Origin of the sequence: Pseudomonas sp. PSPC2-3, assembly GCF_049898265.1 — a bacterium.
In the GTDB taxonomy this organism is placed as follows: Bacteria; Pseudomonadota; Gammaproteobacteria; order Pseudomonadales; family Pseudomonadaceae; genus Aquipseudomonas; species Aquipseudomonas veronii.
Map to the genome: position 1 here is coordinate 444,745 of NZ_JAFCXJ010000002.1, position 12,441 is coordinate 457,185.

13 protein-coding genes are annotated in these 12,441 nt (G+C 62.4%); 8 read left to right on the top strand and 5 right to left on the bottom strand.

The window, feature by feature from the left end:
* Positions 1–8: 8 nt before the first annotated feature.
* Genes nuoI through nuoN form a run of 6 tightly spaced genes read left to right on the top strand, consistent with a single transcriptional unit; the run spans position 9 to position 6,290 of the window.
* Complete coding sequence (nuoI, locus tag ACP7E3_RS05950) at positions 9–557, top strand: NADH-quinone oxidoreductase subunit NuoI (protein ID WP_003174725.1); 549 nt, start codon at positions 9–11, stop codon at positions 555–557.
* 9 nt (positions 558–566) lie between these two features.
* The gene (gene nuoJ, locus ACP7E3_RS05955) at positions 567–1,070 is read left to right on the top strand and encodes an NADH-quinone oxidoreductase subunit J (RefSeq protein ID WP_017848063.1); all 504 of its coding nucleotides are present in this window, start codon (positions 567–569) and stop codon (positions 1,068–1,070) included.
* A 2-nt stretch (positions 1,071–1,072) separates the two neighbouring features.
* Positions 1,073–1,381, top strand: coding sequence for an NADH-quinone oxidoreductase subunit NuoK (gene nuoK / locus ACP7E3_RS05960; RefSeq protein ID WP_026140165.1), 309 nt, complete (start codon positions 1,073–1,075; stop codon positions 1,379–1,381).
* Positions 1,378–3,231, top strand: coding sequence for an NADH-quinone oxidoreductase subunit L (nuoL, locus tag ACP7E3_RS05965; protein ID WP_017848065.1), 1,854 nt, complete (start codon positions 1,378–1,380; stop codon positions 3,229–3,231). The genes nuoK and nuoL overlap by 4 nt, the downstream gene beginning before the upstream one ends.
* A 55-nt stretch (positions 3,232–3,286) precedes the next feature.
* The gene (nuoM, locus tag ACP7E3_RS05970; protein ID WP_010566880.1) at positions 3,287–4,819 is read left to right on the top strand and encodes an NADH-quinone oxidoreductase subunit M; all 1,533 of its coding nucleotides are present in this window, start codon (positions 3,287–3,289) and stop codon (positions 4,817–4,819) included.
* 7 nt (positions 4,820–4,826) lie between these two features.
* Positions 4,827–6,290, top strand: a complete 1,464-nt coding sequence (gene nuoN / locus ACP7E3_RS05975) for an NADH-quinone oxidoreductase subunit NuoN (protein ID WP_017848066.1) — start codon at positions 4,827–4,829, stop codon at positions 6,288–6,290.
* A gap of 88 nt (positions 6,291–6,378) precedes the next feature.
* Here the strand turns inward: nuoN and ACP7E3_RS05980 are convergent, their stop codons facing one another.
* Complete coding sequence (locus ACP7E3_RS05980) at positions 6,379–7,203, bottom strand: arylamine N-acetyltransferase family protein (protein WP_201021180.1); 825 nt, start codon at positions 7,201–7,203, stop codon at positions 6,379–6,381.
* A 120-nt stretch (positions 7,204–7,323) separates the two neighbouring features.
* Here ACP7E3_RS05980 and ACP7E3_RS05985 point away from each other — a divergent pair, with 120 nt between their 5' ends.
* Both ACP7E3_RS05985 and ACP7E3_RS05990 read left to right on the top strand, forming a co-directional pair.
* Entirely contained in the window at positions 7,324–7,560 is a 237-nt protein-coding gene (locus ACP7E3_RS05985) for a DUF6555 family protein (protein ID WP_046382905.1), read from the top strand.
* A gap of 224 nt (positions 7,561–7,784) precedes the next feature.
* Positions 7,785–8,306 carry a DUF3087 domain-containing protein gene (locus ACP7E3_RS05990; RefSeq protein ID WP_426122553.1) on the top strand — a complete coding sequence of 174 codons (522 nt, stop codon included), beginning with the start codon at positions 7,785–7,787 and terminating at the stop codon, positions 8,304–8,306.
* On the opposite strand, the gene ACP7E3_RS05995 is transcribed toward ACP7E3_RS05990, so the two are convergent.
* The 4 genes from ACP7E3_RS05995 to ACP7E3_RS06010 all read right to left on the bottom strand — a co-directional run bounded on the left by ACP7E3_RS05995 (position 8,303) and on the right by ACP7E3_RS06010 (position 12,392).
* Positions 8,303–8,743 carry an MEKHLA domain-containing protein gene (locus ACP7E3_RS05995; protein ID WP_046382903.1) on the bottom strand — a complete coding sequence of 147 codons (441 nt, stop codon included), beginning with the start codon at positions 8,741–8,743 and terminating at the stop codon, positions 8,303–8,305. The genes ACP7E3_RS05990 and ACP7E3_RS05995 overlap by 4 nt on opposite strands.
* A 43-nt stretch (positions 8,744–8,786) precedes the next feature.
* Complete coding sequence (locus ACP7E3_RS06000) at positions 8,787–9,917, bottom strand: MFS transporter (RefSeq protein WP_201021181.1); 1,131 nt, start codon at positions 9,915–9,917, stop codon at positions 8,787–8,789.
* A 70-nt stretch (positions 9,918–9,987) separates the two neighbouring features.
* The gene (locus tag ACP7E3_RS06005; protein WP_046382901.1) at positions 9,988–11,352 is read right to left on the bottom strand and encodes an MFS transporter; all 1,365 of its coding nucleotides are present in this window, start codon (positions 11,350–11,352) and stop codon (positions 9,988–9,990) included.
* 176 nt (positions 11,353–11,528) lie between these two features.
* On the bottom strand, positions 11,529–12,392 hold the full coding sequence (locus tag ACP7E3_RS06010; RefSeq protein ID WP_017848073.1) for a Dyp-type peroxidase: 864 nt from the start codon (positions 12,390–12,392) through the stop codon (positions 11,529–11,531).
* Positions 12,393–12,441 lie beyond the last annotated feature (49 nt).

The following is a 12,441-nucleotide window of genomic DNA, read 5'->3' on the forward strand; positions in this document are numbered from 1 at the left end:
TTTGACCCATGTTCAAATATATTGGCGACATCGTTAAGGGTACCGGTACCCAGTTGCGAAGCCTGGTGATGGTGTTCGGTCACGGCTTTCGCAAACGCGACACCCTGCAATACCCGGAAGAAGCGGTGTACCTGCCGCCGCGCTATCGCGGCCGCATCGTACTGACCCGCGACCCCGATGGCGAAGAGCGTTGCGTAGCCTGCAACCTGTGCGCCGTGGCGTGCCCGGTGGGTTGCATCTCCCTGCAGAAAGCTGAAACCGAAGACGGTCGCTGGTACCCGGACTTCTTCCGCATCAACTTCTCGCGCTGCATTTTTTGCGGCCTCTGCGAGGAAGCTTGCCCGACCACCGCGATCCAGCTCACACCGGATTTCGAGATGGCCGAGTTCAAACGTCAGGACCTGGTGTACGAGAAAGAAGATCTGCTGATCTCTGGTCCCGGTAAAAACCCTGATTACAACTTCTATCGTGTTGCAGGTATGGCCGTTGCCGGTAAGCCGAAAGGCGCCGCACAAAACGAAGCCGAGCCGATCAACGTGAAGAGCTTGCTGCCTTAAGGAAGAAAGATGGAATTCGCTTTCTATTTCGCATCGGGTATTGCAGTGGTGTCCACGCTTCGCGTGGTCACCAACACCAACCCCGTGCACGCCCTGCTCTACCTGATCATTTCGCTGATCGCCGTGGCCATGACCTTTTTCAGCCTCGGCGCACCGTTCGCCGGTGTACTGGAAGTGATCGCCTACGCTGGCGCCATCATGGTGCTGTTCGTGTTTGTGGTGATGATGCTCAACCTCGGGCCGGCCTCGGTCGCCCAGGAACGCGTCTGGCTCAAGCCGGGCATCTGGCTCGGCCCGGTGGTCCTCGCCGCGCTGCTGCTGGCTGAACTGCTGTATGTCCTGTTCGCTCACCAGAGCGGCCAGGCCATCGGCCACACCACCGTTGGCGCGAAGGCCGTGGGCGTCAGCCTGTTCGGCCCGTATCTGCTGGTGGTCGAACTGGCTTCGATGCTGCTGCTCGCCGCAGTCATCACCGCCTTCCACTTGGGCCGTAACGAAGCCAAGGAGCAATGATGATGCCTGCTATCCCTTTGGAGCATGGTCTGGCGGTCGCCGGCATCCTGTTCTGCCTTGGCCTGGTCGGCCTGATGGTTCGCCGTAACATTTTGTTCGTGTTGATGAGCCTGGAAGTCATGATGAACGCTGCGGCACTGGCGTTCATCGTGGCAGGTAGCCGTTGGGGCCAACCAGATGGACAAGTCATGTTCATCCTGGTGATCAGCCTGGCAGCCGCCGAGGCCAGTATTGGCCTGGCGATCCTGCTGCAACTGTATCGTCGCTTCCACACGCTTGATATCGACGCTGCCAGTGAGATGCGCGGATGAACATGATCTTTCTGACTTTCGTATTTCCCCTGATCGGTTTCCTGCTGCTGTCGTTCTCTCGCGGACGCTGGTCGGAAAACCTCTCGGCCCTGGTCGGCGTGGGCTCCATCGGCCTGTCGGCGATTGTCGCCGCCTACGTCATCTGGCAATTCAACGTCGCGCCGCCGGAAGGCGGCCACTACACCCTGGTGTTGTGGCAGTGGATGTCGGTGGAGGGCTTCAAGCCCAACTTCGCCCTCTACGTCGACGGCCTGTCGATCACCATGCTCGGCGTGGTGGTGGGTGTAGGTTTCCTGATCCACCTGTTCGCGTCCTGGTACATGCGCGGTGAAGCCGGTTACTCGCGCTTCTTCGCGTACACCAACCTGTTTATCGCCAGCATGCTGTTCCTGGTGCTGGGCGATAACCTGTTGTTCCTGTACTTCGGCTGGGAAGGCGTGGGCCTGTGCTCGTACCTGTTGATCGGTTTCTACTACAGCAACCGCAACAACGGTAACGCGGCACTCAAAGCCTTTATCGTGACCCGGATCGGCGACGTGTTCATGGCCATCGGCCTGTTCATCCTGTTCCAACAGGTGGGCACGCTGAACATCCAGGAACTGCTGGTGCTGGCACCGCAGAAATTCCAGGTCGGCGACTTCTGGATCACCCTGGCGACCCTGATGCTGCTGGGCGGCGCTGTCGGTAAATCCGCGCAACTGCCGCTGCAAACCTGGCTCGCGGATGCGATGGCCGGCCCGACACCTGTTTCGGCACTGATCCACGCCGCAACGATGGTGACCGCGGGTGTCTACCTGATCGCCCGTACCCACGGCCTGTTCACCCTGGCGCCGGACGTCCTGCACCTGGTGGGCGTGGTCGGCGGCGTGACCCTGGTACTGGCCGGCTTCGCCGCGCTGGTGCAGACCGACATCAAGCGTATCCTCGCCTACTCGACCATGAGCCAGATCGGCTACATGTTCCTGGCCCTGGGCGTCGGCGCCTGGGACGCGGCGATCTTCCACCTGATGACCCACGCGTTCTTCAAGGCCCTGCTGTTCCTCGCCTCCGGTGCGGTGATCGTCGCCTGCCACCACGAGCAGAACATCTTCAAGATGGGCGGCCTGTGGAAGAAACTGCCACTGGCCTACGCCAGCTTCATCGTCGGCGGTGCCGCACTCGCAGCACTGCCATTGGTGACCGCCGGTTTCTACTCGAAAGACGAAATCCTCTGGGAAGCCTTTGCCAGCGGTAACCAGAACCTGCTCTACGCAGGCCTGGTGGGTGCGTTCATGACCTCGCTGTACACCTTCCGCCTGATCTTCATCACCTTCCACGGTGAAGCCAAGACCGAAGCACACGCAGGCCACGGTATCTCGCATTGGCTGCCGCTGTCGGTGCTGATCATCCTGTCGACCTTCATCGGCGCCATGATCACCCCGCCACTGGCCGGCGTACTGCCGGAAAGCGTCGGCCATGCCGGCGGCGAGGCCCAGCACAGCCTGGAAATCGCCTCGGGCGCCATTGCCATCGCGGGTATCCTGCTGGCGGCCCTGCTGTTCCTCGGCAAGCGTCGCTTCGTCACTGCCGTCGCCAACAGTGGCATCGGCCGTTTCCTTTCGGCCTGGTGGTTCGCCGCCTGGGGCTTCGACTGGATCTACGACAAACTGTTCGTCAAGCCTTACCTTGCGATCAGCCACGTACTGCGCAAAGACCCGCTCGACCAGACCATCGGTTTGATCCCGCGTGCCGCCAAGGCTAGCCACACCGCCCTGAGCCGCAGCGAGACTGGCCAATTACGATGGTATGCAGCTTCCATGGCGGCCGGTGCCGTTCTGGTGATCGGCGCCATCGTTGTGGTAGCGGTCTGACCATGTCTAAGTACATTGCGAACTTTGCGAACTTGCGAAAGGAAACGAGCCCGTCATGATTCTGCCCTGGCTAATCCTGATCCCCTTTATCGGCGGCCTGCTCTGCTGGATGGGTGAACGCTTCGGCGCCACCCTCCCCCGCTGGATTGCGTTGCTGACCATGTCCCTGGAACTCGCGCTCGGCCTCTGGCTGTGGGCCCATGGCGACTATTCATTTGCTCCGGCGCCTGGCGCCGATCCGACCTGGGCGCTTGAGTTCAAGCACGTCTGGATCCAGCGCTTCGGCATCAACGTACACCTGGCCCTCGACGGCCTGTCGTTGCTGATGATCCTGCTGACCGGCCTGCTGGGTGTCCTCTCGGTACTCTGCTCCTGGAAAGAGATCCAGCGTCACGTGGGCTTCTTCCACCTGAACCTGATGTGGATCCTGGGCGGCGTAGTCGGCGTGTTCCTCGCCCTCGACCTGTTCATGTTCTTCTTCTTCTGGGAAATGATGCTGGTGCCGATGTACTTCCTCATCGCGCTCTGGGGTCATAGTTCTTCGGACGGCAAGAAAACCCGGATCTACGCGGCGACCAAGTTCTTCATCTTCACCCAGGCTTCCGGCCTGATCATGTTGGTGGCGATCCTGGGTCTGGTCTTGGTCAACTTCAACAGCACGGGCGTGATTACCTTCAACTACGCCGATCTGTTGAAAACCAAGATGTCCCTGACCACCGAGTACATCCTGATGCTGGGCTTCTTCATCGCCTTCGCGGTGAAGCTGCCGGTGGTGCCGTTCCACTCCTGGCTGCCGGATGCCCACGCCCAGGCGCCGACCGCCGGTTCCGTGGACCTGGCCGGTATCCTGCTGAAGACGGCGGCCTACGGCCTGCTGCGTTTCGCCCTGCCGCTGTTCCCGAATGCCTCGGCCGAGTTCGCGCCGATCGCCATGACCCTGGGTCTGATCGGGATCTTCTACGGTGCGTTCCTGGCCTTCGCGCAAACCGACATCAAGCGTCTGGTTGCCTTCTCGTCCGTTTCCCACATGGGTTTCGTACTGATCGGTATCTACTCCGGCAGCCAGGTGGCGTTGCAAGGCGCCGTGATCCAGATGTTGGCGCACGGTGTTTCAGCCGCCGCACTGTTTATCCTCAGTGGTCAGTTGTACGAGCGCCTGCACACCCGTGACATGCGTGAGATGGGTGGCGTGTGGTCGCGCATCGCCTACCTGCCGGCGATCAGCCTATTCTTTGCCGCCGCGTCCCTGGGCTTGCCGGGCACCGGTAACTTCATCGGCGAGTTCCTGATCCTGATGGGGACCTTCGTGCAGACACCGTGGATCAGCGCCATCGCTACTTCCGGCCTGGTATTCGGTTCGGTCTACTCGCTGATCATGATCCACCGTGCGTACTTCGGTCCGGCCAAGTCCGACACCGTCCTGCGCGGGATGGATGCTCGCGAACTGATCATGGTGCTCGGTATGGCGGTCCTGCTGATCTACATCGGCGTGTACCCGCAACCGTTCCTGGACACTTCTGCCGCAACGATGCATGGCGTGCAGCAGTGGTTCGGCACCGCCTTCTCTCAACTCGCTTCGGCCCGGTAAGAGCGCTATGGAATTCACGATCCAACACTTTATCGCGCTTGCGCCGCTGCTGATCACCAGCCTCACCATTGTGGTGGTGATGCTGTCGATCGCCTGGCGTCGCAATCATGCGCAAACCTTCCTGCTGTCCTGTGCGGGTTTGAACCTGGCCTTGCTGTCGATCATCCCGGCACTCAAGGTCGCGCCCCTGGCGGTGACCCCGCTGATGATGATCGATGACTTCGCGCTGCTGTATATCGCGTTGATCCTCGTCGCCACCCTGGCCTGCGTCACCCTCGCCCACGCCTACCTCGGCGAAGGCGGCACCGGCTACCCGGGCAACCGCGAAGAGCTGTACCTGCTGATCCTGCTGGCTGCGGCCGGCGGCATCGTGCTGGTCAGCGCGCAGCACCTGGCCGGTTTGTTCATCGGCCTGGAACTGCTGTCGATCCCGACCTACGGCCTGGTGGCCTACGCCTTCTTCAACAAGCGCTCCCTGGAAGCCGGCATCAAGTACATGGTGCTGTCGGCCGCCGGTTCCGCGTTCCTGTTGTTCGGTATGGCCCTGCTCTACGCCGAAGCCGGCAGCCTGAGCTTCACCGGTATCGGCCACGCCCTGGCGGCCACCAGCATGCCTGCGCCGATCGCCCAACTGGGCCTGGCGATGATGCTGATCGGCCTGGCTTTCAAACTGTCGCTGGTGCCCTTCCACCTGTGGACACCGGACGTGTACGAAGGCGCTCCGGCGCCGGTGGCCGCGTTCCTGGCCACGGCGACGAAAGTTGCGGTGTTTGCGGTGGTGGTGCGTCTGTTCCAGATCTCCCCGGCGGCCAACACCGGCGTGTTGAGCGACGTACTGAGCGTGATCGCCGTTGCCTCGATCCTGTTCGGTAACCTGCTGGCGCTGACCCAGAACAACCTCAAGCGTCTGCTGGGTTACTCGTCCATCGCCCACTTCGGCTACCTGCTGATCGCCCTGGTGGCGAGCAAAGGCCTGGCCCTGGAAGCGATCGGCGTGTATCTGGTCACCTACGTGATCACCAGCCTCGGCGCCTTCGGTGTCATCACCCTGATGTCCTCGCCTTACAAAGGCCGTGACGCCGACGCCCTGTACGAATACCGCGGCCTGTTCTGGCGCCGTCCGTACCTGACCGCCGTGTTGACCCTGATGATGCTGTCCCTGGCCGGTATCCCGCTGACTGCGGGCTTTATCGGCAAGTTCTACATCATCGCGACCGGCGTTGAAGCGCATCAATGGTGGCTGGTTGCCTCGCTCATCCTGGGTAGCGCCATCGGCGTGTTCTACTACCTGCGCGTGATGGTCACCCTGTACCTGATCGAGCCAAACCTGCGTCGTGTGGATGCCGAGCTGCACTGGGAACAGAAAGCCGGTGGCGTGATGCTGCTGGCCATCGCCGTGCTCGCCTTCTTCCTCGGCGTGTACCCACAACCGTTGCTCACTTTGGTGCAGCACGCGGTACTGGGCGTTTGATCGCTTAGCGGTATGCAGTAAACAGAAACGGCACCTTCGGGTGCCGTTTTTGCGTTTATGGGCCAGAGAAGATGCGGCCTCAATGCGTCTAAAGATTGGCCGACACTAAACCATCGAGCGTTTCGCGAAGCCGCTGATGCACTGGCAAGCGAAGGCCAAAGGTGCCGCGCAGCACATCAAGCAATTCATCGGCACTGGCTATCGCGCGTTTTTCGCTGGGACCGTCCAGGGAGTGCATCGCGTAGTGGCCGTTGTTCAAGGTGTGACGCTTACCCGGCGCGAGCAGTGCCACTTTCAACTGACCGAGAAACGGCGAGCCCGCGTGGGTGGAGACGTACCAGTTGCCGATTTCATAGTCGATGTCTGCCTGCACCTGCAGGTCGAACACATACAAGCCACGCCACTCCCCGCCGACCTCGGCCCACAGGGTGTAGCTGCCGTGCTTAACGGTCAGCCGAAAGGGTTCGTGGGCGGTGGCCTGGATCGCTGCGCTGTCCAGCAGCAACGGGCTGCTCGGCACCATGCCGCCAAAGCCGACGTCGCAGATATAGCGCACACCGTCCACCGTCACCAGGCTCAGGCGATGGGTACGCGCGGTGTGTGCGTCCGGTGGCCCGCCCATCACGACCCGTCCGGTGATGCCGCGTGCGTCGAAGCCCAACTCCTGCAGCAGTTCCAGAAACAGTTGGTTCAGTTCATAGCAATACCCGCCGCGTCCATCGAGCAAGACTTTTTGTTCGACGCTGGGCAGGTCGATCGGCACCGGCAAGCGCAGCAGGGTCGACAGGCTTTCAAAGGCGAACGTACACACATGCCGCAATTGCAGGTCCTGCAAGGTTTGCAGGGTCGGCGGCGGCGGCGCAGCGTAGCCCAGGCGTTGCAGGTACAGGTGGCTTTGGGTCAGGCGGGACATGACGCGATCCTTGGGCGCGTGGCGAAGGCCCCACTATGCCGTCCGGACCGGCAATTTGTCATTTCGAATGAACCTTTTTAAACGCTTTCCTATCCATCTATAACAAGACAGGGAGGCAACATGAGTAGCGCAAAAATCTACACCATTACCTATCAACTGCACGGTCAACCGAAGTCTTTCGTGGTGCGTGCCGAAGTGATGAATAACGCCGAGGCCTGGCACTGGGCGGCCGTTGATGCCGATATTGCGCATGTCAGCCGCATCGGTCGGGTCGGCCACGAACAGGTGAAAAAAACCACCCGGCCCTGGGCCGAGAAGTACGGCATCACCGACGTCAACTGGGTACCGCCCAAATAAACAAACGCCCCGTTCAACGACGGGGCTTTTTTTTCGACAGCATTTGGTTGCTCACGCTCTTTCGGGACATTGCGTGTGCGATCCGGGCCGGGGCTGCTTGTAATCGATCATCGAGAACGCCCCACACGCCTTCGCTCAACGTGTTTACCGCACACCCCATCGCCAAGCATGAGAAGATGCCGCCCTGCCCTATCCCCTACAAACGCCAAGGAGATTTTCCCCGGATGTTCGAACTCAAACCCTGCGACCCCATCACCTACCGCCAGCAGACCCGTCGCAGTACGTTGATCGTGGCCGTGTTGTTCGTGGCCCTGGCGATGCTGTTGTCGAGCCTGGCGGTGATGCTGTTTGGCGAAGCCGGCGGCGACAACTTTCGCTACAACGTGGGTGGGGTGTTTGCCGGGGTGTTGATCACCGTCGCCCTGGTGCGCGGCCCGTTCTGGACCCAGCCATGGCTGGCGCCGGCGGTGTATGGCTGGCAGCTCAAGCGCAACCTGATGCGCGTGACCAACGTGATGCACAAGGTCACCGACCGCGTGCAAGCCAATGACCCGACGGCGCTCAAGGTGCTGCGGTTCTATCACCTGGGGCTGACGCAGATGCATGAGCTGGACGCCAACTCCAGCGCCCAGGTGCAGTTGGTCGGCGAGATCGAGGCACATAGGGCGAAGATGCAAGCGTTGGGGCTCGATACCGAGCAAACCCGTTTCGACCCGTCCTGGCTGGACAGTTTCAAAGGCGCTTAAGCCAACACCCCGATACGCTGCGCATCCGGCCAGAACAGCGCCGCCTGCCCACACGGCAGGCCGGCGGCATCGAGCAACGTCCACACCACACCGGCATGGATCATGAACGGCTGCTGATGTGCATCCACCCGCCAGCCGCTGTAGCCATGGGCGATGCCGTTGGCGCTGACGTGCTCCAATAACACCTGGCGCGCGGCGCGGTCGAGTTCCGAGGCGCTGAAGCGTGACGGCATGCCGATGAAGGTCTCGCGCGGGTATTTGAAGCACGCCAAGGCGCACGCATTGGCGTAGTTAAACCGCGGGTCCGCCGCGCCATCGTGGGCCAGCAGGCTGTAGGGCGCATGGGCATGCAGCCAGGTCAGGCGTTGCTGCGCGTCCAGATGCTCGGGCGCCGGCAAGCCCTGGCCGGTCCAGTGTCGATAGGCGTCATCCAGCACGCGTACACAGTCTTCTTGTCGGGTCACACACTACCTCACATTGTCAGTTGGAACGCTTTGCCCGCCAGCAGAACACGGCGCTGATGGCTATCGCGGCGCCCGCCAGGCCAAACACCCAAGGGGCCGCGGCGACCGGCAGCAACAACCCCGCCAGCAGCGGCCCGAGGCCGGCGCCGATATCGCGCCATACCGCGTTGGAGGCCAATGCCGACACGCGCATCGAACCGGGGTTGCGTTCGGCCACCAAGGTCGTCACCAGGGGTAACTGCAACGCCCGCAACACCAGCACTGCCGCCGCGCCGACGATCACCCAATAACTGCCGAATGCCGCCAGGGCCAAAGCGCTCAGGAACGAAAACAACAACAGCATCGACGTGGCGCCGAAGCGTTGCGCGGCGCGACCGCCCAGCGGGCTCAGGAGCATTTCCGAGACATAACGCAAGGCCATCAAGGCACCGGCGATCAGCACCGCGTCGCCCCCGAGAAGCTTCTGTGCCTGGATCGACAGGCCAAAGATAAACAGCCCATCCAGCGCCACGCCTTCAATAAACGACCACAGCGCCACGCTATCGGGCCACTTGAAACGGCGCCCCGGACTGCTGTGCAAATCATGGCCGACAGTAGGCAACCGCCGCGCCATCCACAAGCCCAGCAGGCAGCATCCGGCGAGAATCAGAAAGATCGGACGCGGCCCGGCCCATAAGGTCAGCCCGCCGCCGAGCGGCAATGCGAGCATCGGCCCGAGGGCGATCAAGGCCCGCGACCGCCCTGCCCGGCGTGCGGCACCCGTCGGCTCGGCGGTCGCCAGCACTTGGGTCGACAGGTTCAACGCGGCAAAACACAAGCCCCAGACCAGCCGCAAGCCCAGCAATGCAGCGAAGCCCGACAGCATCGAGTTACCCAAGGCACACAGCGTCGCGGCACCGGCGGCGATCATGCAGGTCAGACGATCGCCGTGGCGGGCATAGAAATTGAGCACGTGGCGGTAACCGAAAATCCGCACCAGTCGGTTGGCCGCCAGCAGCACCCCGGCCTGGGCCAGCGTGATGCCGAACGCCTGGGATTCCATGGGCAGCAGCAGATAAAGCAACACGTCACTGGGCAGGCATAAAGCCAAGGTCAGCGCGGCGCGGCGGGAGGTGATGTCGGCAGTGCGTTGGGCCTGGCTTGCCATAAATCTGAAACATCCCGAAATATTCAGGTCGCCACCGTAGCCTTCTCGAACGGCTTTTTACAACGCTCGATTAAACCTTTTTGTCATACGGCAACAACCGCAGGCCGCTGGCCACGCTGCCCACCAACGCAAACGCGCAGCCTAGCCACAACGCGTAGTGCGGGCCGCTGCCCAGGGACCAGTGAAAACACAACGCCACCAGCGACGCTCCCAGCGTCTGCCCCAGCAACCGCGAGATCGCCACAATGCCACTGGCCCCGCCGCTGCGGGCCAAGGGCGCGCTGGTCATCAATGCCTTGAGGTTGGGCGACTGGAAGAACCCGAAACCGGCTCCGCACAAGGCCATGCGCCAGCCGATCTCGAACGCCGACGCATCATTGTGCAACGTCGCCAGGGCCGCCATGCCCACGCTCAGCATCAACAGGCCGATCCCACACAACAGGCCGAGGGACACGCGGTCGGCCAGGCGCCCGGCGACCAAGGCCATCACCGCCACGACCGCAGGCCAGGGCGTCATCAGAAAGCCGGTCTCCACCTGGCTGTGCCCGAGCACTGCCTGCAGCAGAAACGGCAGCGACACAAAGGCCAGGCCCTGGGCACTGAAGGCGCAGATCGCCGTGAGCGAAGACAGCGCAAACACCGGGCGCTTGAACAAGTCCACTGCCAGCATCGGCGCCGGGTGCCCGGCCTGGCGGCGCAGCAGCAGCGCGCCGCAGACCAGCGCCAGCGCGATCAGGCCCAGGGTCAACGCACCTTGGGCGCCATGCACCGCCGTCCCCAGGCCAAGTACCAGCAAGGCGAACAGCCCAGCACACAACAACGCGGCGAGGCGATCGAAGGCATGCCCGGCCATGGGAATGACCGGCAATGAGCGCAGGCCCAACAGCAGCGCCAACAAGCCCAGCGGCACGTTGATCAGGTACAGCCAGTGCCAACTCGCCACCGACAGGATCGCCGACGCCGCCGTCGGCCCGAGCGTGAACGCCAGCCCCACCACCAGCGAGTTATAGCCCAGGCCGCGCCCGAGCATGCGCGACGGATAGATATGCCGCAGCAACGCCGTGTTGACGCTCATGATCGCGGCCGCACCGAGCCCCTGCACCACCCGCGCCGCCGTGAGCGTCACCAGCGACCCGGCGATCCCGCAAAACAGCGACGATACGATAAACAGCAACAAGCCACCGAGGTACACCCGACGGTGCCCGAGCACATCGCTCAGCGAAGCGAAGGGCAACACCGTGGCAATGATCGCCAACTGGTAGGCATTGACCACCCAGATCACCGACGCGGAGTCGGTGCCAATGCCGTCGGCCAGGGTCGGCAGCGCCGTGTTGACGATGGCCGTGTCCAGGGTCGCCATGCCGATGCCCAGGGAAATGGCGATCACCGCCGGCAGGCGTTTATTCAGGGGCAGCCCATCGGCAACAGAAGACATGCACAATCCGCACAGGTGACAAAAGGCCTCTAGATTACGGGCTGCGACGATTTTTTCCAGTCGCCAATGCGTTGGCTGTCAACATCTTCATGTTGCCTGCACCCGTAAAAAAAACGCGCCAACTCCGTATCGGTGATGGCGCGTGGGCTGACGCAATGACCCAGGCAAACGCCTGGTCAGATCGACACGGCACTCAGGTCCAGGCGCCCGTCCTTGAGCGGCGGGCACCAGTAATAGCCGCCGGTCAACGGTGTGCTGATGCGGTACAGGCCGTCGACGATGCCGTCTTCCAACCCGCTCATGCGGCGCAGTTGCGCTTCAAACGCATCGAAGGAATGCCCGAACGCGAGGAACATCAAGCCAGCCTGGCCGTTTTCTGCCCAGGGCATCGAGCGGCGCACCACGAACGCTTCCGGGGTGAAGCTTTCCTGGGCGGTGCGTTTGGTGTGGGCGGACTCGGGCGCGTCCTCCAGTTCTTCGTTGTCGCCGTGGCGGCGACCGATGATGTGGTCACGTTCCTGGGCAGGCAACGCGGCAAAACCATCGAGGTCGTGCTGCCATTGCTGGATCGCGGCGAAGCTGGCGCCGCTGTCGGTCAGCGCGGCTTCGACGGCGGCATCGTCGTGGGGGTTTTCGGTGCCGTCTTCGTAATCGGTCAGGTCAAAACCGCTCTTGTAGCGGAAGCCTTCAGTCGACTGCACCAGGCGGAACGCCGGGGCCAGGGCTTTCTCCAGCGCGCGGCTGCGCAAGAGCAATTCGCCGCGATCCACGCCATGCAGCCACACCCACAATGCTTGCTGCGTGGAGGGGTTGTGCGCGCCCGGCGCGCTGACAGCTGGGAATGCGCGCAGCCCTTCGATCTGCGCGCCCAGTGCGTTGACCAGCGGCTCACCCAGACCGACCACTGCGGCCGAATCCGCCCACTGCACCAATGCGTTCAACGCAGCAGGTACAGCGGCCAGGGAGTCCACGGCAAAAAACAGATGGCGTGCCTGTAAAGGCACCGGTGCGGCAAGAATGCCCGGCTGGTACTGACTCATGTGAACTCCTTCAAGAAAGCCTCGCAGTTTACCCGCCATGTGCAGCCGT

Coding starts and splice junctions, on each gene's coding strand:
- nuoI (WP_003174725.1), top strand. CDS start 9: ATGTTCAAATATATTGGCGACATCGTTAAGGGTACCGGTACCCAGTTG.
- nuoJ (WP_017848063.1), top strand. CDS start 567: ATGGAATTCGCTTTCTATTTCGCATCGGGTATTGCAGTGGTGTCCACG.
- nuoK (WP_026140165.1), top strand. CDS start 1,073: ATGCCTGCTATCCCTTTGGAGCATGGTCTGGCGGTCGCCGGCATCCTG.
- nuoL (WP_017848065.1), top strand. CDS start 1,378: ATGAACATGATCTTTCTGACTTTCGTATTTCCCCTGATCGGTTTCCTG.
- nuoM (WP_010566880.1), top strand. CDS start 3,287: ATGATTCTGCCCTGGCTAATCCTGATCCCCTTTATCGGCGGCCTGCTC.
- nuoN (WP_017848066.1), top strand. CDS start 4,827: ATGGAATTCACGATCCAACACTTTATCGCGCTTGCGCCGCTGCTGATC.
- ACP7E3_RS05980 (WP_201021180.1), bottom strand. CDS start 7,203: ATGTCCCGCCTGACCCAAAGCCACCTGTACCTGCAACGCCTGGGCTAC.
- ACP7E3_RS05985 (WP_046382905.1), top strand. CDS start 7,324: ATGAGTAGCGCAAAAATCTACACCATTACCTATCAACTGCACGGTCAA.
- ACP7E3_RS05990 (WP_426122553.1), top strand. CDS start 7,785: ATGTTCGAACTCAAACCCTGCGACCCCATCACCTACCGCCAGCAGACC.
- ACP7E3_RS06000 (WP_201021181.1), bottom strand. CDS start 9,917: ATGGCAAGCCAGGCCCAACGCACTGCCGACATCACCTCCCGCCGCGCC.
- ACP7E3_RS06005 (WP_046382901.1), bottom strand. CDS start 11,352: ATGTCTTCTGTTGCCGATGGGCTGCCCCTGAATAAACGCCTGCCGGCG.
- ACP7E3_RS06010 (WP_017848073.1), bottom strand. CDS start 12,392: ATGAGTCAGTACCAGCCGGGCATTCTTGCCGCACCGGTGCCTTTACAG.